Source organism: Pseudomonas sp. BLCC-B112 (assembly GCF_028550695.1).
In the GTDB taxonomy this organism is placed as follows: domain Bacteria; phylum Pseudomonadota; class Gammaproteobacteria; order Pseudomonadales; family Pseudomonadaceae; genus Aquipseudomonas; species Aquipseudomonas danubii.
Genome location: NZ_JAQQGK010000004.1, coordinates 49,915 through 72,953, shown reverse-complemented (window position 1 = coordinate 72,953; position 23,039 = coordinate 49,915). Strand labels below are relative to the sequence as shown.

Below are 23,039 nucleotides of genomic sequence, written 5' to 3'. Positions count from 1 at the left end.
GCGCGTGCCCATAACAAGAACAACAGAGAAAACCTCATGAGCCCACAAGAGATAGACCGCATCACCTGCCACCCGGACTTTATCCAGCTGGTGCGGCGCAAACAGCGACTCTACTGGTCGCTGACCCTGATCATGCTCCTGGCCTACTACGGCTTCGTCCTGCTGGTGGCCTTTCACCCCGGCCTGCTGGGCCAGTCGCTGTCCGGCGGGGCCACCAGCGTCGGCATGCCAGTGGGGGTGGCGATGATCGTCCTGGCCTTCGCCCTGACCGGCTTCTACGTTTACCAAGCCAACCAACTGCTGGACCCGCTGAACGACAAACTCAAGCGCGAGTACCGGTCATGAAGCGCGGTGCAGGAGTCATCCTGCTGCCCTGCCTGCTGGCCTCGGACCTGGCCCTGGCCGCCGACGACAGCGCCCGCGCGCTGAACTGGAACGCCATCGGCATGTTCCTGGTGTTCGTCCTGCTGACCCTGGGGATCACCCGCTGGGCCGCCTTGCGGACCCGCTCGGCCAAGGACTTCTACACCGCCGGCGGCGGCATGAGCGGCCTGCAGAACGGCCTGGCGATTGCCGGTGACATGATCTCCGCGGCGTCCTTCCTCGGCATCTCGGCGATGATGTTCCTCAATGGCTACGACGGCCTGCTGTACGCCCTGGGGGTTCTGGCCGGCTGGCCGATCATCCTGTTTCTGATCGCCGAACGCTTGCGCAACCTGGGCACCTACACCTTCGCCGACGTGGTCTCCTATCGCCTGGCCCAGACGCCGGTGCGCCTGACCTCGGCGTTCGGCACCCTGACCGTGGCCCTGATGTACCTGGTGGCGCAGATGGTCGGCGCCGGCAAGCTGATCGAACTGCTGTTCGGCCTCAGCTACCTCCACGCGGTGATGCTGGTGGGCCTGCTGATGGTCTGCTACGTGACCTTCGGCGGCATGCTGGCCACCACCTGGGTGCAGATCATCAAGGCGGTGATGCTGCTGTCGGGCACCAGTTTCATGGCCTTCATGGTGCTCAAGCACTTCGGTTTCAGCACCGAGGCGCTGTTCGCCCGAGCCAGTGCGGTACACGCCAAAGGCAGCGCGATCATGGCCCCCGGCGGGCTGCTGTCGAACCCCATCGACGCCATTTCCCTGGGCCTGGGAATGATGTTCGGCACCGCCGGGCTGCCCCATATCCTCATGCGCTTCTTCACCGTCAGCGACGCGCGGGAAGCGCGCAAGAGCGTGCTCTATGCCACTGGTTTCATCGGCTACTTCTATCTGTTGCTGATCGTGGTCGGCTTCGGCGCGATCGTCATGGTCGGCACCGAGCCCGAGTATCGCGACGCCAGCGGCGCCATCATCGGCGGCGCCAACATGATCGCGGTGCATCTGGCCCAGGCGGTGGGCGGCAACCTGTTCCTGGGTTTCATCTCGGCCGTGGCCTTCGCCACCATTCTCGCGGTGGTGGCCGGGCTGGCGCTGTCCGGCGCCTCGGCGGTGTCCCATGACCTATATGCCTGCGTGATGCGCAAAGGCCAGGCCAGCACCCAGCAGGAAATGCGCGTCTCGAAGATCGCCACCCTGTGCATCGGTGTCCTGGCGGTGCTGCTGGGGCTGTTGTTCGAGTCGCAGAACATCGCCTTTCTCTCCGGGCTGGTGCTGGCGATTGCCGCGTCGGTGAATTTCCCGGTGCTGTTTCTTTCCATGTTCTGGAAAGGCCTGACCACCCGGGGCGCGGTGGGCGGCAGCTTGGCCGGGCTGATCTCGGCGATTGTCCTGCTGATCCTCAGCCCGGCGGTCTGGGTCAATGTGCTGCACCACCCCCAGGCGCTGTTTCCCTACGCCAACCCGGCGCTGTTCTCCATGAGCCTGGCGTTCTTTGCCGCTTGGGCTTTGTCCGTCAGCGACCGCTCGCCCCGGGCCGAGCTGGAGCGCGGCCGCTACCTGGCGCAGTTCATCCGTTCCATGACCGGCATCGGCGCCTCCGGCGCCAGCCATCACTGAGTTACTTCCCGGCGCCCAGCACGCTGCGCCGGCCCTCAATTGACCCTTCGGAGCCTTTCTTCCATGCCTCAGTCTCCTACCCTGCAAAGCTTTATCGGCGGCCGCTGGATCGGCCAGCACCCGGCCCAGGCCTTGCGCAGCGCCATCGATGGCGATGAAGTGGCGCGTACCCATGAAGAGCCCCTGGACTTCGCCGAAGCGCTGCAACATGGACGCGTGAACGGCGCCCGAGCGCTGCTGGCCCTGGATTTCCAGCAGCGGGCCCAGCGCCTCAAGGCCCTGGCGCTGTACCTTGGCGAACGCAAGGAACAGCTGTACGCCCTGTCCCACCACAGCGGCGCGACCCGGGCCGACAGCTGGATCGACATCGAAGGCGGCAATAGCACCTTGTTCAGCTACGCCGGACTCGGCGCCCGCGAGCTGCCCTCGGGCAACCTGCTGCACGAAGGCCCGGCGCAATCCCTGAGCAAGCTCGGCAGCTTTGCCGGCACCCATATCCTGGTGCCCCGGGGCGGCGTGGCGGTACACATCAACGCGTTCAACTTTCCCATCTGGGGCATGCTGGAGAAGTTCGCCCCCTGCTTCCTCGCCGGCATGCCGTGCATCGTCAAGCCCGCCAGCGCTACCAGCTACTTGACCGAGGCCGCCGTGCGTCTGATGCATGAATCCGGCTTGCTGCCCGAAGGCAGCCTGCAACTGGTGATCGGCGGCACCGGCGACCTGCTGGATCGCCTGCAAGGCCAGGACCTGGTGACCTTTACCGGTTCCGCCGTCACCGCCGGCAAACTGCGATCCAACCCCAACCTGATCCGCCACTCGGTGCCCTTCAATGCCGAAGCCGACTCGCTGAACTGCGCGATCCTGGCGCCGGACGTGACCCCGGACGACCCGGAATTCGAGCTGTTCATCAAGGAAGTGGTGCGGGAAATGACGGTCAAGGCCGGTCAGAAATGCACCGCTATCCGCCGCGCCATCGTTCCGGCCAAACAGCTGGATGCCGTGGCCACGGGCTTGCGCGAGCGCCTGTCGAAGGTGGTGGTCGGCGATCCGTCGGTGGAAGGCGTACGCATGGGCGCCCTGGCCTCCCATGAGCAACAGCGGGACGTGGCCGAACGTCTGGAGAGCCTGCTGTACAGCAGCGATCTGTTGTTCGGCGCCCGGGACGGCTTCGAGCCCCGGGGCGACAACGTCAGCCAGGGCGCGTTCTTTGCCCCAACCCTGCTGCTGTCCCTTGATCCCCTGGCTCAGGGCGGCGCCCACGACATCGAGGCCTTTGGCCCGGTCAGCACCTTGATGGCCTACGACGACCTGGACCAGGCCCTGGACCTGGCCGCTCGCGGCAAGGGCAGCCTGGTGGCCAGCCTGGTGACCAAGGACCCGGGCATCGCCGCCCAGGTCATTCCCCGGGCCGCCAGCTGGCACGGCCGGCTGCTGGTGCTGGACCGCGAGTGCGCCGGCGAATCCACCGGCCACGGTTCGCCATTGCCGCAACTCAAGCACGGTGGCCCCGGTCGCGCCGGTGGCGGTGAAGAGCTGGGCGGCCTGCGGGCGGTCAAGCACTACCTGCAGCGGGCGGCTGTCCAGGGCTCGCCGAGCATGCTGGCGGCAGTGACCGGTGAATACGTGCGCGGCGCCAAGGTCATCGAAACCGAGGTCCACCCGTTCCGCCGGCACTTCCAGGACCTGCAGATCGGCGAGTCCCTGCTGACCCACCGCCGCACCGTGACCGAGGCCGATCTGGTGAACTTCGGCTGCCTGTCCGGGGACCACTTCTATATGCACTTCGACGAGATCGCCGCCAAGGACTCCCAATTCGGCAAGCGTATTGCCCACGGCTACTTCGTGCTCTCGGCGGCGGCCGGGCTGTTCGTGTCCCCGGCGCCGGGCCCGGTGCTGGCCAACTATGGCCTGGACAGCCTGCGCTTCATCAGCCCGGTGGGCATTGGCGACACCCTGCAGGCGCGGCTGACCTGCAAGCGCAAGATCGACCAGGGCAAACAGAGCCCCCAGGGCACGCCGCAGGGGGTGGTGGCCTGGGACGTGGAAGTGACCAATCAACTGGGTGATCTGGTGGCCAGCTACGACATCCTGACCCTGGTTGCCAAACGCACCCCCTGAGCGTAGGAATGGCCCTCAAACATCGACCTTGGGGCTGCCTTCGCCAGCAAGCTGGCTGCTGCGAGAGAGGGGGGGCGGCCTTTCTCGACGGCCTGCCCTACATCGTAGTGATGGGCCTGCTGGGCTGGTATGCGGTGAGTTACTGGTTGTAGCGCTGGAGGATGTTTGAAGGGCTGAGGCGCTGATCCGGGTGCAACGGGGTGCCGTCCATATCGCTGAACAGGAACGCGATGGACCGCACCTTGCCCCCCTTCATCCGAGGGCGTGCCAGACGCGGCCATCCCGGGCCAGCAACTCATCAGCGGCATCCGGGCCATCCTCACCCGCAGGGTAAGTCTGCACGCTCGCGTCCTGCTTCCAGGCATCGAGGAAAGGCTGCACGGCGCGCCACCCGTTCTCGATATTGTCCGCCCGCTGAAACAGCGTCTGGTCACCGACCAGGCAGTCGTAGATCAGCGTCTCGTAGCCGGTGGACGGCTGCATTTCGAAGAAATCCCGATAGGCGAAGCCCAGTTCGATATTGGCCATGTCCAGGCTCGGCCCGGGCTTTTTCGCCAGCAGGTCGAACCACATGCCTTCGTTGGGCTGGATCTGAATCCGCAGATAAGTCGGCGACAGCTGATCGACTTCGGTATCGCGAAACTGCGCGTAGGGTGCCGGCTTGAAGCAGATGACGATTTCGGTGTCGCGCACGCTCATGCGCTTGCCGGTGCGCAGGTAGAACGGCACCCCGACCCAGCGCCAGTTGTCGATCATCACCTTCAGCGCGACATAGGTTTCGGTATTGCTGTCCGGCGCGACATTAGCTTCTTCGCGGTAACCCGCCAGGGCCTTGCCCGCCACTTCGGCGGCGCGGTACTGGCCGCGCACCGAGTTGGCCCGCGCCTCCTCCAGGGACCAGGGGCGGATCGCCCCCACCACCTTGGCCTTCTCGCCGCGCACTGCATCGGCGCCAAAGGCCGCTGGAGGCTCCATGGCCACCATCGCCAGGAGTTGGAACAGGTGATTGGGCACCATGTCTCGCAGGGCGCCGGTGTGTTCATAAAAGCTGCCACGGGTTTGGACCCCGACGGTTTCCGCCGCGGTGATCTGCACGTGGTCGATGTAATGGTTGTTCCAGAACGCCTCGAACAGGCTGTTGGAAAAACGGCTGACCAGGATGTTCTGGACCGTTTCCTTGCCCAGGTAATGGTCAATGCGATAGATCTGCTTCTCGCTCATGACCTTGAGCAAGCAAGCATTGAGGGCCTCGGCGCTCTGCAGATCGGAGCCGAAGGGCTTCTCGATGACCACCCGGCGAAAGGCCTCCGGCCCCTCCGCAAGCAACCCCGAAGCCCCCAGGCGCTGCACCACTTCACTGAAGAAGCGCGGCGCGGTGGCCAGGTAGAACACCGCGTTGCCGGTGCCGCTGGCGGCAATTCGCGCCGCCAGTTCGGCATAGGTGGAGTCGTCGAGGAAGTCGCCCTGGACGTAGCTGATGCCACGGGTCAGGCGGGCCCAGACGGCGGCGTCCACGGACGCCCCCTGGCCTTGTTTGCTCAGCACTTCATCGCGAAGGAAGTCTTCCAGCAAGGTGGCGAACTCAGCGTCGCTCACCGCGTTGTGGTCGACGCCGACAATCCGCAGTCCCTCATCCAGCAAGCCGTCGCGGCTCAGGTTGTACAGCGCCGGGGTCAGCAGGCGCTTGACCAGATCACCGCGGGCGCCGAACAGGAACAGCGTGGTCGGCGGCGCGGGCAACGCCTTGGACTTCTTTCGCGTAGAGGTCATTTCTTACCGGTCTCCACGTGGCCGCCAAAGCCGAAGCGCATGGCCGACAGCAGCTTGTCGCCGTAGGTGCCCTGGCCGCGGGAGCGGTAGCGGGAGAACAACGAGTTGGACAGCACCGGAACCGGCACCGCCTGCTCCATGGCCGCTTCGATGGTCCAGCGCCCTTCGCCACTGTCGGCCACGGCACCGGAAAAACCGTCGAGCTTCGGATCGCCAGCCAGGGCATCGGCGGTCAGGTCCAGCAGCCAGGAGGACACTACGCTGCCGCGCCGCCAGACTTCGGCGATGTCCGCCACATTGAGGTCGAAGCGCTGATCCTCCGGCAGGATGTCCGAAGACTTGGTCTTGAGAATGTCAAAGCCCTCGGCGAAGGCCTGCATCATCCCGTACTCGATGCCGTTGTGGATCATCTTGACGAAATGCCCGGCACCGGCAGGACCGGCATGGATATAGCCACGCTCGGCACGGTCGTCATCAGAAACACGGTCCTTGGTCCGTGGAATCGAACCCAGGCCGGGGGCCAGGGCGGCGAACAGCGGGTCCAGGCGCAGCACTTCATCGGCATCGCCGCCGATCATCATGCAGTAGCCGCGCTCCAGGCCCCAGACGCCGCCGGAGGTGCCGACATCGATGTACTTCAGGCCCTTTTGCGCCAGGTCCCGGGCACGGCGGATGTCGTCCTTATAGTAGGTGTTGCCACCGTCGATGATCACATCACCCGGTTCCAGCAACTGGCTCAGGGTGTCGATGGTCTCTTCGGTGGGTGCGCCGGCGGGCAGCATGACCCAGACCGCGCGGGGTTTTTCCAGGCCGGCCACCAGGGCCGGCAGGTCGGCGACGCCCTTGGCGCCTTCGGCGGCCAGGGTGCTGACGAAATCGGTGTTGCGGTCAAAGACTACGGTCTCGTGCCCATTGAGCATCAGGCGCCGTGCAATGTTGCCGCCCATGCGGCCCAGTCCAATAATCCCCAGTTGCATGTGCTGATGCTCCTACTGCAAAAAATTCAGATCAAAAATGTATAGCCCAAAGGGCTGGGTGCAAACGTCGAGGGGCGCAACTATACAAGGCGAGACGCTCCAAGACAGCGCAATCTTCAGACATAACGCCAGTTTTTGCGGCCACCTGCGCGCAACGCAGCGCGCCCAAGCCCGATCTCTTGCCCCTCGGCCGGCGCGAACCGCGTGGAGATTAGTCCCGGCACTGGGGGCGAAGTTTCTCAGAAACTGGGGGGATAACGACGCAAAACACCAGGAAGGCACAACGACCACGAAAAATAAAAAAGTTCCAATTGCGCTAAAAAGAAATAAAATTGCCGCCTTCAGGCTGCGTGAAAACGTCACGAGTGAAGGCAAGACGGTTGCCTGACACCGTCATTTTCGCGCTGCCGACGATAGTGCTTTGCGCAAGGGATGCGACCAGCGAAGCATAGTTGAGGCACTCCATTTGCGAGGTGAAGCAATGGGCACAGTACTACCGGCACGACCAGCACAGACTCTCTACGTGACCATTCGTCGTGACGAATTGCGCCAACTCAAAGACGAGCGCGATCAACTGCAACGGGAACTCGCCCAATTGCGCCTGCTGTTGCAGAACCAGGGACAAGCCCCTGCCGTAGCGCTGCAGCGCCCCTGAGCAACCTCAGCTGTGCCCCAGAACGCAGGCCCGGCCTGCGTTCACCGCTCTACCCGCTCCCTTTCCTGTCACCTATCTCCCGCCACACCTGATCCCGCCGCCTGCTACGCCGGACAAAAATCCAACGCTGCGCTAACGAACTTTTCACACTTGCCTATCGATACTCCCGGCCATTGTGGCCGTCATGTTACAGACGGCGGCCTTCATTCGCAGCGCTGAACCGGCGCGCAATGATCACGGAACGGCGGGGAGCGCTGAATGGCATTGTTCAAACGCAGTAACACGTCTGCGACAGGTTTTGACTGGATGGGGCTGCTCTGGCTGTTCCTGTTCTTCTGGTATTTCTCCGGCATCACCCAACTGCTGATTCAACTGACGGACACGTCCGGCTTCGCCGGTTTCCGCCAGGCGTTCTTCATGAGCGCCATCTGGCTGGCGCCGATGCTGCTGTTCCCGGCACGCACCAGAGTCATGGCGGCAGTGATCGGCGTGGTGCTCTGGGCCTGCTCCATGGCCAGCCTGGGCTATTTCTTCGTCTATCAGCAGGAGTTCTCGCAAAGCGTCATCTTCATCATGTTCGAGTCCAACCCCTCGGAGGCCGGTGAATACCTGACGCAGTACTTTGCCTGGTGGATGCTCCTGGCGTTCCTGGCCCACACCGCCTTCGCCCTCTTCCTCTGGACCCGCCTGCGCCCGGTGTACCTGCCCCGGGGCCAGGCCCTGGCGGCTGCCGTGGCAATCCTGGTGGCGATTGTCGGCTACCCGCTGATCAAGCAAATCGCTCGCACCGACACCCTGGCCGAGGGCCTGGAGAAATTCGAAACCCGTATCGAACCCGCCGTGCCGTGGCAGATGGTGGTCGCTTATCGCCGCTACCGTGAGCAACTGAACGGCATGCAGGGCATGCTCGACAGCGTCAGCAAGATCCCGCCGCTGACCAACCTCAAGGACAGCATGGCCAACCAGCCGGCCACCCTGGTGCTGGTGATCGGCGAGTCCACCAACCGCCAGCGCATGAGCCTCTACGGCTACCCGCGCCAGACCACCCCGGAGCTGGACAAGCTCAAGGACCAGCTGGCGGTGTTCGACAACGTCATCACCCCGCGCCCCTACACCATCGAGGCGTTGCAACAGGTGCTGACCTTTGCCGACGAAGAAAACCCCGATCTCTACCTCAAGACCCCGTCCCTGGTCAGCGTGATGAAGCAGGCCGGCTACAAGACCTACTGGATCACCAACCAGCAGACCATGACCAAGCGCAACACCATGCTCACCACCTTCTCCGAGCAGGCGGACGAGCAGGTGTACCTGAACAACAACCGCAACCAGAACGCCCGCCAGTACGACGGCGACGTGCTCGAGCCCTTCTCCAAGGCCCTGGCCGACAGCGCCCCGCGCAAGTTCATCGTGGTCCACCTGCTGGGCACCCACATGAGCTACCAGTACCGCTACCCGCCAAGCTACGACAAATTCACCGATCGCCAGGGCGTGCCGGCCGGTGTGCGTGACGATCAACTGCCGACCTACAACAGCTACGACAACGCGGTGCTGTACAACGACTTCGTGGTCTCCAGCCTGATCAAGGATTACGCCAAGACCGACCCCAACGGTTTCCTGCTGTACCTGTCGGACCACGGCGAAGACGTCTTCGACTCCGCCGGCCACGACACCCTGGGACGCAACGAAGGCAAGCCCACGGCGCCGATGTACACCATCCCGTTCATGGCCTGGGCCTCGCCGAAGTGGCGGCAAACCCATGACTGGAACTTTGCTTCCGACCTCAGCCGCCCTTACAGCAGCTCCCAGCTGATTCATACCTGGGCCGATCTGGCGGGCTTGAGTTTCGACCAGCTGGACCACAGCCGCAGCCTGGTCAGCGACAGCTTCAAGCCGCGCCCGCTGCTGATTGGCGATCCCTACTCGCGCCAGAGCAAGGCGCTGATCGACTTCAGCCTGATGAAACCCAAAGCGCCGACGGAAGCGACCGTGGTCCAGAAATAAGAACCCGACTCGGGGGCCGCAACGGCCCCCATCCCTGCGGGGCCCGGCATGCCGGCAAAGGCGCCATCCTGCCTTGCAGCGAGCTCTGCGACGCCCTCGCTGGCCAACCAGCTGCTACAGGCTTTGATTGTCTGCAGACACATAATGTCAAGAATGTAATATCCCGCTCAGGCTGACGTTAACCCTCACTTAATACACTTCGCTGAAACTTGCCCCATCACTTCTTGTGCAGGGACGAAACAAGTTACCGAACACTCTTAAGTAGGAAACGCAGTATGAAACTTTCAACTTTGGTATTTAGCGGTTTGATTCTCGCCACTTCCAGTGCAGCCTTTGCCGAAGGCGGAGCCGAGCATATGCAACGCTTTTACGAGAACTTCCGGGTCAACCAGCAACAGATTCACGGCGATAAAAACCAGAACCTCGCCAAGACCGAGCAAGACAAGGCCGGTACCCACTATTCCGCACCGGACGCCAAGCAACAACAGCCCGGCGCCTGATACCTCTTCAACGCAGTACCCACTCTGGACAATGTGCTCCTTTGGCAGAGATGGACGTTTGGCGCCCTCTATAGGGCGCCTTTTTTTATCCGCTGGCAGGCCCTCACTGTCACGCCAATGACAGGAATATTACAACTCTGTCATCCGCCACTTTCCCTGCGTGCAATCAACTAGCATGCCTGCGCCCAAGCACTCACCCGCTATCGGGTGACCTGGCTAATCCTATGAATTAGCTGATTAATTTTCTTGACCCTGTAGCTACTTCAGGCTTCACCCTGCACTCATTCGATAATGCCCAAGCGGTTTGGAGAGGATCTGGCAATGCGTATTCTGGTGGTTGAAGACGAACCCAAAACAGCGGACTACCTGCATCAAGGCCTGAGTGAAAGTGGTTATGTCGTGGACCGTGCCAACAATGGCGTGGACGGCCTGCACCTGATACAGCAACAACCTTACGAGTTGGTGATCCTGGATATAAACCTGCCGGGCCAAGATGGCTGGCAAGTGTTGGAACATATGCGCGGACATTCTCCGGCCCGGGTCATGATGTTGACCGCTCGCGGGCGCCTGGAAGACAAAGTCAAAGGGCTGGATATGGGCGCCGATGATTATCTGGTCAAACCTTTTCAATTTCCCGAGTTGCTGGCCCGGGTCCGGACCTTGATTCGCCGCAGCGAACCCGTGTCCCAGCCGCAAGTATTGCAAGTGGCCGACTTGCAACTTGATCCTCGCCGGCATCGGGCTTATCGCGGCGACCGCCGGATAGATCTCACGACCAAGGAATTCACCCTGTTGCATGTATTGATGCGCCACTCGGGGGAAGTGCTGACCCGCACGCAAATCATTTCCCTGGTCTGGGACATGAACTTCGACTGCGACACCAATGTGGTGGAAGTCTCCATCAGCCGCCTGCGGGCCAAGATCGATGACGCCAGTGAAGTCAAGCTGATCCACACCCTGCGCGGTGTCGGTTATGTCCTGGAAGTGCGCCAATGACGCCCCAGCCAGCGGCGCCGACCAACAGCAGCCTGTCCATGCGCCTGGGGCTGACCGTCAGCCTGATGGGGGCGGCCCTGGTCCTGCTGCTGGCGACCCTGGCCTATCTGGCCCTGAACCACGAGTTGGACAACCTGGCGCGCAAGGGCCTGGAGAGCAAGCTGGAACAGATCCAGCACAGCCTCACCAGCGACCTCAAGAGCAGCGACCTGGCCGCCCGCCCCCATTCCCTGCTGGACCTGGTGATGGGCCACGACAATCTGCAATTGAACATCCTGAGCAGCGCCCCTCTGGCCGAACCCTTGCTCAATGTTGGCGGCATCGCTGAGCAACCGCTGCCCCGGGCCCTGAGGGAGAGCAGCGCCGAGGGTTACCTCGACTGGCGCGACAGCCGCGGCAATCCCTTGCTCAGCGCCACCCGGCAAATGAACCTGCGCAATGGCGAGCCGGTGCGAGTGGTGTTGAGCCTGGACCGTGGCAATGACCAGGCACTGCTCAGCGCCTACCTGCGCTCCACGGTGATTGCCCTGCCCCTGTTGCTGCTGCTGATCGGCATGGGTGCCTGGTGGCTGGTGCAAAGGGGCCTGCTGCCCCTGCAGCAGTTCACCCGGGTCGCCGCCAAGGTCACCACCCAGGACCTGACCCATCGCCTGAACCTGGACAAGCTGCCCCGGGAACTGGCGGAACTGGGCCAGGGCATCAACGTCATGCTGCAGCGCCTGGATGGCGGCGTGCAGCGCCTGTCGCAGTTCTCCGACGACCTGGCCCACGAACTGCGCTCGCCCATCAGCAACCTGATGGGCAAGGCCCAAGTGACCCTGTCCCGCGAGCGCCCCCCGGAGGAATACAAGGCCGTGCTGGAGGCCAGCATCGAGGAGCTGGAGCGGGTCACACGAATCGTCGCCGACATGCTGTTCCTGGCCCAGGTCAGCCAGCCGGCTTCCCAGGCCCGCTTTGCCCGGGTGTCTCTGGGCGAGGAAGCACGGCGGGTCATGGACCTGTTTGCCCTCAGCGCCGAGGACAGGCAACTGCAGCTGGAACTGCGCGGTGACGCCTGGGTGCTGGGGGATCGCCTGATGATCCAGCGGGCCATTTCCAACCTGTTGTCCAACGCCATCCGCCATTGCCCGGATCAGGGCCGGATCGAGCTGCGGATCGAGCGCCAACTGCAGAGCGTGAGCCTCGCCGTGGGCAATCCCGGGCCGGGCATCGCCGCCTGCCACCTGCCCCATCTGTTCGAGCGTTTCTATCGGGTCGACAGCAGTCGCGCCCGAGCCGAAGGCGGCACCGGGCTGGGCCTGGCAATCGTGCGCTCGATCATGAACCTGCATCAGGGCCGCACCGAGGTCGACAGCGTACCGGACAGCCTCACCGAGTTCCGCCTGGTGTTCCCCAAACTCGACCCGGCATTGCACGACGCTTAGAGCAGTCAGCCCCGCTCCCCTACAGCACCAGGGCGCCAATCAGCCGGGGGGCCTGACATCGGACATTACAAAGCTTTGCTCCAGAACAGCATGCGGCCATGGGCGGGATCGAGCATGGCATTGGCAAAACCGCAGGCCTGGTAGGCGGCCTGGGCCTGGGCGTTGCCTTCCAGCACTTCCAGGGTGATCTTGCAGCAACCCCGTTGCCGGGCAATGTCCTCGACCTTCTGCAGCATCCGCTTGCTCAGGCCCTGGCCGCGAAAGCTGTCCAGCACCACCACATCATGGACATTCACCAGGGGCCGGCAGGCAAAGGTGGAAAAGCCCTCGAAGCAGTTCACCAGCCCCACCGGCTGGCCACCGGCAAAGGCCAGCACGCTGAACGCCTGAGGTCGCTTGGCCAGCTCTGCCGGCAGTTGCTGAAGCTGGTCCGGCGCCAGGGCCTGGCCGCCGCCCATGGGGTCCTGGGCGTAATGATTGAGCAGCACACCTATGGCTTCGGCATGCACCGGGTTGCTGTAACTGGCTTGCAGCACCACGACATCGACAACGTCCATGTTCATCCTCGATCAATGCAGTGAAAGTGAGCGTTCAGGGCTCAGGCAGCCTCGATTGTAGGCTGGGGGATTTGACCAAACGAAGATTTTTCTCCCTCCTTCTGCAGAAAAATCCTAATGATTGGCCAGGATGAACCACAGCCGGAAGCTCTTCCCCTCAAGCGCGAGGCTGGCTGGCAAACCGTTGCAACTGCATTTCCTGCAGGCGGCTCAAGGTGCGGCGGAAGGGAAACTCCAGGTAACCCTCGGTGTACAGCTGCTCCATCGGTACCTGGGCCTCCAGATAGAGCGGCACCTTGCGGTCGTAACATTCATCCACCAGGGCAATGAAGCGGCGCACGCTGTCGTCATGGATCGACAGTTGCGGCAATTCGCGATCCCCTGCCACCACCCGCTGGGCGCCATCCTCGGTGCCTCGGGCAATGCGTCCCGGGCGTTGCTGGGCACTGAGGTTGGGGACCTGGCTGAGGAGGATTGCGCTGAACCTGTCACACAGCGCCATGAAGTCCATGGCGGAAAACGGCTGTTCGCACAGATCGGCAAAACGGCACCAGATCACGCTGCCGGCGGCCTTGACCACCTGCACCGGCCGATAGCCGATCAGCAGCGGCTCAGTGGAGACCGCCTGGCCGCCGCTCAACTGCTGGAACAAGGGTTCCAGGGCGCTGGGCTGGCCCTCGGCACTGAGCCAGTAGCGCTGCGCGGCAGCCCCCGGATGCAGACGGTGATCCTGCTCGCCGTCCACCGCCACCACTTGCATATGCTGGCTGATGGCGCTGATGGCCGGCAGGAAACGTTCACGATTGAAGCCCTCGGCATACAGCTGCTCGGGAGGCTGGTTGGAGGTGCAGACCATGACCACGCCCTGCTCGAACATCACCTGGAACAGGCGCCCGAGAATGATCGCGTCACCGATGTCGTTGACGAACAACTCATCGAAGCACAGCACCCGCACCTCTTCGGCGAGCTCTCGGGCCAGGGCTTGCAAGGGATCGGCGGTGCCGGTGAGCTGGAACGAACGTTGGTGCACCCAGCCCATGAAGTGATGAAAGTGCTGACGCCGCGCCGGCACCCGCAGGCTCTGGTAGAACTGATCCATGAGCCAGGTCTTGCCCCGCCCGACCGCCCCCCACAGATAGACCCCTTGCACCGCTGTACGCCCCTGATGCAAGGCCTCGTGACAGTTCTGCAAGGCTTGCACGGCCCGCGCCTGTGCCTCGTCGGCGACGAAGCCGTCCTGCTCCAGGGCATGCCGATAGGCGCTCAAGGGGGAATCGAATGGCATGGGCCGCGGGCCTCCCGGCAAAAAAGCCGCAGTATGCCACCGCGCCCCATTCCATGGAGGAACCGGCTTGCCGACGAACCGCTCGACACACCGGTCGACAAGCCTCAGCGGGAGATATCCAGCCGTGCAATCCGTCCCTGCGGGTCCAGGCGAAAGGTGTAGCGCAGCGTCTGGGGGCTGGCGGAAAAATCCCCGCAGACCAGGCTGTCCAGCAACACCTTGCCGGTGCGCTGCTGGACCCCGAGGATCTGCAGCCGCGGACGCACGCGATGGCTGGCGTCCATCCAACGGGCAATCTCCTGCGGCCCGACCCGGTGTTCTCGCTCGTCGAACACTTGGGCCTCGGCGGCAAAGATCGCCGCCGCCACCGAGCTGTCGCCAGTGTTGGCCGCCATCACGTAGGCGCGGATCGCCGGGGCCAGTGAAACGTCGATACCTGACATGAGAAAAGCTCCTGATGAGTCGATGATCGCGCCATGTTAAAAGCCCCGCGCGTCATTTCCTGTCAGGAGTGAATTGACCGCCATGCTCGTCCTTTTGCAGGCACTGGCGCCAGGCTCGCAGCCAATCGCTGCGCCGCCCCGGATAGGTCTGTCCCTGCTCCTGGGCCGCGGCAATGCGGTCGGTGCGAAAGGTCCGGTAATCGCCCCGCAGCTCACACCAGGCAACGATCACCCGGGCCTCGTTGAGAAACCCCAGAGCCAAGGGCCAGATCAGCCGCTGGCTGGGGTTGCGATTGACGTCGGCATAGTCGATCAACAGCTTGGCCTGATGCCGGATCGCCTGGCGGAACACGTTCAACGACACGCTGTTGTCGGGAAAGCCCCAGCCCGCGGGGCCCGGCAGCAAGGTCGGATTGCGCAGGGCATCCTGGGCCGCCGGGGCCAGCACGGCGGCGATCTTGGCCATGGCATCGGCCGCGGCCTTGCTCAGCACCTCGTCGCCACGCTGATCGACATAACGCAAGCCCAGGACCACGGCCTCGGTCTCGTCGGCATTGAGCATCAAGGGCGGCAGGAACAGCCCGCTGCGCAACACATAGCCGATGCCCGCCTCACCGTAGATCGGCGCGCCCAGTGAAGTGAGCTCGGCGATATCGCGGTACAGGGTGCGCTCGGACACCTCCAGCTCCGCCGCCAGGGTGGCCGCGGTAACGGGACGGCTCTTGCCCCGCAGCATCTGCAACAGGGTGAGTAAACGGCTGGCTCGCGACACCTTGGGTGGACTCCGGAGAAAAAACACCGGCGCAGAATATCAGAGCCTCCTGACAGTCAGTGTCAGGAGGCTTGCGAGGCGAGACAGGCAATGTCCACGGATGCCACGGGCCCGAAGCGTGCTCCGCAACGACTGGTGGTGCCGGTGTCGAAGGGCACGCCACCGAGGAAGACCTGCTGCGGGCCTTTGCCTGGGCCGTGCCGATCCCGGGGCATGGCCCCTCAGTAGGCCATGCTCCAGCTCAGGGTGTAGGTGCGGCCACGACCCTGGTAGTCATACAAGTAGTCCGGCCCATAGGTCGGTGAGTAGAACAGCTTGGCGCGCTGGCCCCAGACGGTGCTGTATTGCTTGTCCAGCAGGTTCTGGATACCGCCGCTGAAGGTGCCGAAGTCGGTGTCGTGGCTGCCCAGCAGGTCGAAGGTGGTGTAGCCGTCGATGGTGTTGGGGGCATCAACGCTGTGAGTGGCGTCGATGACCTTGACCGCATCGTCCTTGAGGGTGAAGGCGTGGTTGCCCTGCAGGCGAACGTTGCTGCTGTCACCCTTCCAGCCGACGAAGGCGGTGAGTTTCGACAGCGAGGCATAACGGGCGTCGCGCTTGCTCCAGCCGCCGTTCTTGTTCTCCTCCTCGGAACGCACGGCATGCAGGGTGCCGCCCACTTCCCAGCCGCTCTGGAAGTGCCGGGTCAGGGCGCTCTCAAAGCCGTAGTCGCGGCTTTTCTGATCCTTGACGTCAATGGTCAGGGTGGCCTGGTCGGTGCTGATCACCTTGTCCGACCAGATGTAGTACAGCGCCGCCTGGGCCTCCCAGTCGCTATCGGAGAAGCGCCAGCCGGTCTCCACCTGGCGGCTCTTGATCCCGGCCAGGGGGTTGTCGTCGACGCTCAGGCCCGGCTTGCCGTAGAACTTGGCCGGGTCCGGCAGATCGAAGCCCTCGCCGTAGTTGACCCAGACCTGATGACCGTTCTTGAAGTCGTAGATGCTGCCCAGGTTGTACAGGTTGACCGCATATTGGTTGCTGCCACCGGGGACGTTCTTGAAGCGGCCGACATCCACGTCCATCTGCTGACGCCGGTAGCCGCCGGAAACCGTCAGGTTGTCGGTGGCATGCCAGTCCAGCTGGGCGTAGCCGGACAGGCCGTCGACCCGATAGCTGGGATAGCGCGGCGCCTTGCTCAGGGTCACCAGATCCAGACCGCCACTGTCCGAGGAAATCTGCTGATCGAAGGTGCTCTGCTCGGCGTTGAAGCGCTCCCGGTCCAGGTCCACGCCGTAGGTCAGCTTGAAGGCATCGAGCTCCTTGGCGAACAGCGCCTTGAGGCTGGTGACCTCGAAATTCTGCTGCGACGCGGCAAAGTACACGCCCTTGGAGCCAGCGGGACTGCCGCTGTTGTAGTAGGGGAACGGGAAGAAGTTGTTGTCTTCCTTGCGGTACGAGGCCTGCAGGTAGAAGTCCTGGCCCAGCACATCGCTGTGGTGATAGTTGGCGTTGAGCAGCAGGCGCTTGGTACGCGGCTCCAGGTCGGTGGAATAGCCGCCCCGCAGCTCGGCGTTTTCCAGGTTGGACGGTGCCCGGTACTTGAGGTTGGGGAAATAGATCCCGGTGCTGCCGTGGTTGCCCGAGTCGTAGTACTGGGCCAGCAGGTCCAGGCTCTGCTCGTCATTGAACTGCAGGGCCAGGCTGCCCATCAGGTCCAGGGTGCGGTTGTACTGCAGGTCGGTCTGGGTGTTGTCGATGAAGATCTGCTTGCCGGCGCCGTCATAGAACGCCTGGTTCTGCTCCCCCGCCACCGCCAGCCGGCCGCTGATGGTTTCGTTGCCGCCGCTCACCGACTGGGCGACGCGGGTGCTCAGGTCGTCGCTGTTGTTGAAGCCACTGCTGGCCCCCAGCTGGGTCTCGAACCGCGCCGGGCCCGGTTCGCCTTTCTTGGTGACGATATTGATGATGCCGCCGGTGGCGCCGCCGCCGTAGATGGCGCTGGCCCCGGACAGCACTTCGACGCGCTCGACGTTGAACGGCGAAATGCTGTCGAACTGCCGGGACAGGCCCCGGGAACTGTTCTGGCTGACGCCGTCGATCATCACCAGGACGTTGCGCCCGCGCATGTTCTGGCCATAGTTGGTGCGCCCTTCAGGGGCCAGGTCGAGGCCCGGCACCAGCTTGCCAATGGCTTCCTTGAGGCTGACGCCAGTGCTCAGTTGCTCGCGCAGCTGGCTCTGCTCCACCACCCACACCGTGCCGGGGATCTCACTGATGGCGGTGCTGGTGCGCGACGCCACGCTGACCTGGGTCGGCTTGAGGTTGAGGCTGGCGGCCGGCGCCGCGCGGCGCAGGATCACCGTACGCGAATCACTGAAGGACCAGCTCATGCCGCTGCCGGCCAGCAGTGTCTGCAGGGCCTGGGCCACCGTGACCTCGCCATTCAGGGCCGGTGCTTGCAGGCCGTCCACATCAGCGGTGGTGTACAGCAGGCGCAGGTCGGCCTGATCGGCAAAACGGGTCAGCGCCTGATCCAGGGGCTGGGCCACCAGCTTGAGCGCCACCCGGCGCTCCTGGGTGCTGCTGCCCTGGCTGGTGGAGCTGGCGTCCTGCGCCTGGGCCAGCAGTGGGCTCACGGCACCGGCGAACAGCGCCTGGGCCAGTAATGTGCGGCGCATGAGGTGTTGACCGCGCCCCAGTATCGACAGCTTGAACATAGCTTTCACGTGTTCCTTCCCAGCCCGTTGAAATGACGTCAATGAGAATGATTGTCTTCTCAGTCTCACTACGACGATTGGCCGGGAAAGAACTTGCAGTGCCCCAAGCAAAAAAAATCCACTCAGTGCAAAACCGCCAGCCACGGCAGGTAGGTAACCTGCAGCGGATAGCGCTGCTGCAAGGCCTGCAGCGAACCCTGCGGGTCGTGCAGATCGAACACACCGCTGATGGCCAGGGCCGCCAACTGGCTATCGGAGATCAGAATGCGACCATGCTGATAACGCTCCAGCTCGCCAATCACCTCCCCCAGGGGGCGACCGTTGAAGATCAGCTTGCCCCGCTGCCAGGCGGTGAGACTGGCAGCGTCCACGGCTTGCTGGGCCAGCAGCGGCTGGCCGGATTGATACTGCAGACGCTGATCGGCCTGGAGCAGCACTGGCGCATGATCACCAGTGAACTGCACCTGGCCTTCACGCACCACCACCGTCAACCGGCTGCCGTCGCGGCGCAGGCTGAAGGCGCTGGCGGCACTGTGCAGGTATTGGGCGTCGGCCTGCACCACAAACGGCCGTTGCGGGTCGGCAACCGGCTCGAACAGCGCCTCGCCAGATTGCAGGATCACCCGGCGCTCGCCCGCCGAGTACGCCACCGACAATGCGCTACCGCTGTTGAGCGTGACCCTGGAACCGTCCGCCAGGGTGATGTGCTGTTGCTGGCCGACCGCGGTGTGGTAGTCCGAGGTCAGGGCCGGCCACTGCCACCAACCGACGCCGCTGGCCACGGCCAGTACCAGGGACGCCACCAGCGCCGGCCAACCACGCCAGGAACCGGTGGCTGTCGCCGCCCGGTGCTGTTCGGCGGCCCGGGTCTGGCCCAGGTCGCCCCACAGCTGCTGCGCCTCTTGCGCTGCTGCCGCGTGGGCCGGACTGGTCTGGCGCCATTGCTGATAGGCCATGCGCTGGGCCGCCGTGGCGTTGCCGGAATGCAGCAACACCTGCCATTCGAGTGCAGCGTCTTCAAGGCTTTGGGAGTGTTCGGTCATGGGGATGTCGGCGGCGGGCAAGGGGGAATCACTCATGATGCTGTTGCAGCCAGTCGCGGCAATGGCGCAGGGCCTGGCCGATGTATTTTGCCACCATGCTTTCGGAAACGCCCAGGCGTAACGCAATCTGCGCCTGAGTCAGGCCTTCCAGGCGATTGAGCAGCAAGGCCTGGCGGGCGTTGTCCGAGAGTTGCGCCAGGGCCTCGTCGAGCACCGCCAGGCGTTCCTTGGCCAGCAGCACCGCTTCCGGCGCCGGTGCCGGGTCCACCACTTCACTGTGTTGCTCAGTGTCGCTGAGATTGGCCGCCAGACGCCGCTCGCGGCGCAGGGTATCGATGGCCAGGTTGCCGGCAACGCGAAAAATGAAACGGCGATCGTTGTGCACCTCCACCGTCTGCTGGTCGACCTTGAGCAGCTTGAGGTAGGTGTCCTGGGCCACGTCCGCCGCCCGTTGGCGATCGCTCATGCGCCGGGTGAGAAACTTCAGCAGATCGTCGTAGTGCTCTTGAAAGCTGCGCAGCAGGCTGGGTATGGGCAGCATCGAGGGAAGGTCCGCAAATCGGGGAGGCGGATTATTCCACAACGGCAAATGAGAAACAGTATCTTTCGTATCTCTGCAAAATTGACCCTTCGCGCCTGTTTGCCCTTCTGACAACAGGACCTTTCTGGCATCCTGCGCCTCCTTTTTCTGACCGGGTGCGCAAGTCTTGTCTGATGCCATGACATTGCGGCCCAAGTCCCGTCCACTTTCCGGCGTGCGCCCTGGCGTTTTCGCACGCCACTGGCAGGCCTTCTCCCATGACCGCACCTGATCGTTCCCCTCCCCGCTACAAGTCCGACCTGATCTACGGCCTCAATGACCGTCCGCATTTCAGCGCGGCGATCTTCGCCGCCCTGCAACATGTGCTGGCCAGTTTTGTCGGCATCATCAGCCCAACCCTGATCTTCGGCGGCGTGCTGGGCCTTGAGAGCGAACTGCCCTACCTGATCAGCATGGCGCTGTTCGTCTCCGGCCTGGGCACCTTCGTCCAGGCCCGGCGCCTGGGGCCCATCGGCTCGGGGCTGCTGTGCGTGCAGGGCACCAGCTTCTCGTTTATCAGCGTGCTGCTCAGCGCCGGCTTCATGGTCAAGGGTCGTGGCGGCAGCACCGACGACATCCTCTCCACCATCTTCGGCATCTGCTTTGTCGCGGCCTTTATCGAGATGTTCCTCAGCCAGTTCATCGGCAAGCTGCGCAAGCTGATCACCCCGGTGGTCACCGGCACCATCATCACCCTGATGGGCCTGTCGCTGATCAAGGTGGCGGTCACCGACATGGCCGGCGGCTACGGCGCCAGCGACCTGGGTGCGGCGAGCAACCTGGGGCTGGCGGCCCTGGTGCTGCTGACCATTGTCGTGCTCAACCGTTTCAATCACCCGATGCTGCGCCTGGGCTCGATCGTCATCGGCCTGACCCTGGGCTTCGTGGTGGCCTGGATGCTGGGCCGGGTGGACATGGCGGCCATGCCCGAGGTGCCGCTGGTGAGCGTGCCGGTGCCGTTCAAGTACGGCTTCTCCTTCGACCTGATTGCCTTTATTCCCCTGGCGGTGATCTTCCTGATTTCGCCCCTGGAAGCGGCCGGCGACCTGACCGCCAACTCGATGATTTCCCAGCAGCCGGTGAAAGGCCCGCTGTACATCAAGCGCATCAAGTCCGGGCTGCTGGCGGACGGTTTCAACTCGGCGGTAGCGGCAGTGTTCAACAGCCTGCCGATGGTGACCTTTGCCCAGAACAACGGGGTGATCCAGCTGACCGGCGTCGCCAGCCGCTACGTGGCCTACTTCATTGCCGGGCTGCTGGTGTTGCTGGGGCTGTTCCCGGTGATCGGCGCGGTGCTGCAACTGATGCCCAAACCGGTGCTGGGCGGCGCCACCCTGATCATGTTCGGCACCGTGGCCGTGGCCGGGATCAAGATCCTCGCCGAAGCCGGCCTGCATCGGCGCAACGTGCTGATCGTGGCCATTTCCTTAGGCATGGGCCTGGGGGTGGCGGCGGTGCCGGAAGTGCTGCGTGAGCTGCCCAAGGCGCTGCACAATATCTTCGAGTCGCCGATTACCGTGGGCGCTTTCTGCGCGATCTTCCTCAACATTTTCCTGCCGGAGGAATTCCTTGAGCTGGAAGAGGATGAGTTCGACCCCGAAGCGGCGACCCTCAAGGTGATGCAAGACCCGGACATGAGCGCTAAAGCGAACTCCTGAGGCTGGCGGGCGTCTATGCTGCGTGCGCGGGTGATGGGCTCTCGGCCTTGGAGGTTGGTCGGGGGCTTTCCAGGCAAGGCCCTGCGGGCCTTGTCGCAGCCTCGCAGGCTCGGCAGCAGCTACAAGGTGCCGGTCCGCCATTCATTTCCATTGCCGACAGGTATGCCATGCGTAGATTGATCGCCTTGACCCTGGTACTGCTCAGTCTCAGCGCCTGTGCGCTGTTGCCCAACCGCGACCCGCTGGCGATCAACGTGGTGGGTATCGAGCCACTGCCCAGCCAGGAGCTGGAAATGCGCTTCGCGGTGAAGCTGCGCCTGCAGAACCCCAACGAAAATGCCATCGACTACAACGGCGTCGCCCTGGACCTGGAAGTCAACGGCCGCCCGCTGGCGTCCGGGGTCAGCGACCAGCGCGGGCATATCGGCCGTTACTCGGAGGACATCCTGGTGATTCCGGTGAGCGTCTCGGCGTTTTCCGTCCTGCGCCAGACCCTGGGCCTGAGCCAGACCCAGACCTTGGACAACCTGCCCTACGTACTGCGAGGCAAGCTGGCCGGCGGCCTGTTCGGCACCCAGCGTTTCATCGATCGCGGGCAAATCAGCCTGAGCAACCCGGGCGCCTGGTAAGTCCTAGAACACCGACCAGCCGATGCGTTGGCTGAGCAGCTCCAAGGCCGCCATGCCCACCAGGGAGTTGCCGGCGCTGTTGAGTTCCGGTGACCACACGCACACCGTGAACTGCCCAGGCACCACCGCGACAATCCCCCCACCCACCCCGCTCTTGCCCGGCAAGCCGACCCGATAGGCAAAGTTGCCGGCTTCGTCATACAGCCCGCTGGTGGCCATGATCGAGTTGACCTGCTGGGTCTGGCGCCGGGTGAGGATCTGCTCGCCGCTGTGCTTGCAGAAACCGTCGTTGGCCAGAAAGCAGAACGCCCGGGCCAGATCGACGCAGCTCATGCGCAAGGCGCAGTGGCTGAAATAACTGCGCAGCACCGCTTCCACATCGTTATGGAAGTTGCCGAAGGACTGCATCAGGTAGGCCATGGCGGCGTTGCGGGCACGGTGCTGGTATTCCGAATCGGCCACCCGGCCATCCACCATCACCTGACTGTTGCCCGACAGGCGCCGGACAAAGTCGCGCATGGACAAGGCCGGCGCGGCGAAGCGCGACTGGTTGATGTCGCAGATCACCAGGGCCCCGGCATTGATAAAGGGGTTGCGCGGCCGACCCCGCTCGAACTCCAGTTGCACCAGGGAGTTGAACGGCTGCCCCGAAGGCTCATGACCCAGGCGCTCCCAGATCGCCTCGCCGGAGTGACCGATGGCCTGCACCAGACTGAAGACCTTGGAAATACTCTGCACCGAGAACGGCGTATCGGCGTCACCGGCGCTGAACACCTGGCCGTCGTTGCCATACACGGCAATCCCCAGCTGGTTGGCTGGCACATCGGCCAGGGCGGGAATGTAGTTGGCGACCTGGCCTTGGCCGATCAGGGGGCGGACTTCATCGAGGATCTGGTTCAACAGGGCTTGCATGGTCGGGCTCATCGTCACGGGCCCCGATACGGCTG

The 23,039-nt window shown here is 63.7% G+C and carries 20 protein-coding genes; 10 read left to right on the top strand and 10 right to left on the bottom strand.

What is annotated here, in order from left to right; all coding sequences use genetic code 11:
- The first annotated feature begins 36 nt into the window (after nucleotides 1–36).
- From PQT43_RS11765 to paaZ, 3 genes are all read left to right on the top strand, one after another.
- Complete coding sequence (locus PQT43_RS11765) at nucleotides 37–345, top strand: DUF485 domain-containing protein (RefSeq protein WP_253085511.1); 309 nt, start codon at nucleotides 37–39, stop codon at nucleotides 343–345.
- Nucleotides 342–1,988: a cation acetate symporter gene (locus PQT43_RS11760; RefSeq protein ID WP_272753971.1), complete on the top strand. Its 1,647-nt coding sequence runs from the start codon at nucleotides 342–344 to the stop codon at nucleotides 1,986–1,988. The genes PQT43_RS11765 and PQT43_RS11760 overlap by 4 nt, the downstream gene beginning before the upstream one ends.
- A 63-nt stretch (nucleotides 1,989–2,051) precedes the next feature.
- Nucleotides 2,052–4,106: a phenylacetic acid degradation bifunctional protein PaaZ gene (paaZ, locus tag PQT43_RS11755; RefSeq protein ID WP_272753970.1), complete on the top strand. Its 2,055-nt coding sequence runs from the start codon at nucleotides 2,052–2,054 to the stop codon at nucleotides 4,104–4,106.
- A gap of 252 nt (nucleotides 4,107–4,358) precedes the next feature.
- Here paaZ and zwf read toward each other — a convergent pair whose 3' ends face one another.
- Nucleotides 4,359–5,876: a glucose-6-phosphate dehydrogenase gene (gene zwf, locus PQT43_RS11750; protein ID WP_102879232.1), complete on the bottom strand. Its 1,518-nt coding sequence runs from the start codon at nucleotides 5,874–5,876 to the stop codon at nucleotides 4,359–4,361.
- Entirely contained in the window at nucleotides 5,873–6,853 is a 981-nt protein-coding gene (gene gnd / locus PQT43_RS11745) for a phosphogluconate dehydrogenase (NAD(+)-dependent, decarboxylating) (RefSeq protein ID WP_102879231.1), read from the bottom strand. The genes zwf and gnd overlap by 4 nt, the downstream gene beginning before the upstream one ends.
- A 481-nt stretch (nucleotides 6,854–7,334) precedes the next feature.
- Here gnd and PQT43_RS11740 point away from each other — a divergent pair, with 481 nt between their 5' ends.
- From PQT43_RS11740 to PQT43_RS11720, 5 genes are all read left to right on the top strand, one after another.
- Nucleotides 7,335–7,508, top strand: a complete 174-nt coding sequence (locus PQT43_RS11740; RefSeq protein WP_170002794.1) for a DUF6026 family protein — start codon at nucleotides 7,335–7,337, stop codon at nucleotides 7,506–7,508.
- Between the two features lie 258 nt (nucleotides 7,509–7,766).
- Nucleotides 7,767–9,509: a phosphoethanolamine transferase CptA gene (locus tag PQT43_RS11735; RefSeq protein WP_267268250.1), complete on the top strand. Its 1,743-nt coding sequence runs from the start codon at nucleotides 7,767–7,769 to the stop codon at nucleotides 9,507–9,509.
- 275 nt (nucleotides 9,510–9,784) lie between these two features.
- Nucleotides 9,785–10,009, top strand: coding sequence for a hypothetical protein (locus PQT43_RS11730; protein ID WP_102879229.1), 225 nt, complete (start codon nucleotides 9,785–9,787; stop codon nucleotides 10,007–10,009).
- Between the two features lie 321 nt (nucleotides 10,010–10,330).
- A complete protein-coding gene (locus tag PQT43_RS11725) occupies nucleotides 10,331–11,005 on the top strand; it encodes a heavy metal response regulator transcription factor (RefSeq protein ID WP_102863484.1) in 675 nt (224 codons plus the stop codon).
- The gene (locus tag PQT43_RS11720) at nucleotides 11,002–12,429 is read left to right on the top strand and encodes a heavy metal sensor histidine kinase (RefSeq protein ID WP_267268251.1); all 1,428 of its coding nucleotides are present in this window, start codon (nucleotides 11,002–11,004) and stop codon (nucleotides 12,427–12,429) included. The genes PQT43_RS11725 and PQT43_RS11720 overlap by 4 nt, the downstream gene beginning before the upstream one ends.
- 65 nt (nucleotides 12,430–12,494) lie before the next feature.
- Here the strand turns inward: PQT43_RS11720 and PQT43_RS11715 are convergent, their stop codons facing one another.
- The 7 genes from PQT43_RS11715 to PQT43_RS11685 all read right to left on the bottom strand — a co-directional run bounded on the left by PQT43_RS11715 (nucleotide 12,495) and on the right by PQT43_RS11685 (nucleotide 19,766).
- Nucleotides 12,495–12,986, bottom strand: a complete 492-nt coding sequence (locus tag PQT43_RS11715) for a GNAT family N-acetyltransferase (protein WP_267268252.1) — start codon at nucleotides 12,984–12,986, stop codon at nucleotides 12,495–12,497.
- Between the two features lie 157 nt (nucleotides 12,987–13,143).
- Entirely contained in the window at nucleotides 13,144–14,271 is a 1,128-nt protein-coding gene (gene zapE, locus PQT43_RS11710; protein WP_102879227.1) for a cell division protein ZapE, read from the bottom strand.
- 104 nt (nucleotides 14,272–14,375) lie between these two features.
- Complete coding sequence (locus PQT43_RS11705; RefSeq protein ID WP_102879226.1) at nucleotides 14,376–14,714, bottom strand: ketosteroid isomerase; 339 nt, start codon at nucleotides 14,712–14,714, stop codon at nucleotides 14,376–14,378.
- 52 nt (nucleotides 14,715–14,766) lie between these two features.
- On the bottom strand, nucleotides 14,767–15,486 hold the full coding sequence (locus PQT43_RS11700; protein ID WP_272753967.1) for a helix-turn-helix transcriptional regulator: 720 nt from the start codon (nucleotides 15,484–15,486) through the stop codon (nucleotides 14,767–14,769).
- Nucleotides 15,487–15,707: 221 nt separating this feature from the next.
- Nucleotides 15,708–18,143, bottom strand: coding sequence for a TonB-dependent siderophore receptor (locus PQT43_RS11695; protein WP_267268253.1), 2,436 nt, complete (start codon nucleotides 18,141–18,143; stop codon nucleotides 15,708–15,710).
- Nucleotides 18,144–18,304: 161 nt separating this feature from the next.
- Nucleotides 18,305–19,261: a FecR family protein gene (locus PQT43_RS11690; protein WP_102879224.1), complete on the bottom strand. Its 957-nt coding sequence runs from the start codon at nucleotides 19,259–19,261 to the stop codon at nucleotides 18,305–18,307.
- Nucleotides 19,254–19,766 (bottom strand): RNA polymerase sigma factor, encoded by a 513-nt coding sequence (locus PQT43_RS11685; RefSeq protein WP_272753965.1) that lies wholly within the window; start codon nucleotides 19,764–19,766, stop codon nucleotides 19,254–19,256. Before PQT43_RS11685 ends, PQT43_RS11690 begins: the two co-directional genes overlap by 8 nt.
- Before the next feature lie 257 nt (nucleotides 19,767–20,023).
- Between PQT43_RS11685 and PQT43_RS11680 the strand changes: the two genes are divergently transcribed.
- On the top strand, nucleotides 20,024–21,463 hold the full coding sequence (locus PQT43_RS11680; RefSeq protein ID WP_272753964.1) for a nucleobase:cation symporter-2 family protein: 1,440 nt from the start codon (nucleotides 20,024–20,026) through the stop codon (nucleotides 21,461–21,463).
- 167 nt (nucleotides 21,464–21,630) lie between these two features.
- The gene (locus tag PQT43_RS11675; protein WP_102879221.1) at nucleotides 21,631–22,092 is read left to right on the top strand and encodes an LEA type 2 family protein; all 462 of its coding nucleotides are present in this window, start codon (nucleotides 21,631–21,633) and stop codon (nucleotides 22,090–22,092) included.
- Nucleotides 22,093–22,095: 3 nt separating this feature from the next.
- On the opposite strand, the gene glsB is transcribed toward PQT43_RS11675, so the two are convergent.
- Nucleotides 22,096–23,004: a glutaminase B gene (glsB, locus tag PQT43_RS11670; RefSeq protein WP_102863474.1), complete on the bottom strand. Its 909-nt coding sequence runs from the start codon at nucleotides 23,002–23,004 to the stop codon at nucleotides 22,096–22,098.
- Nucleotides 23,005–23,039 lie beyond the last annotated feature (35 nt).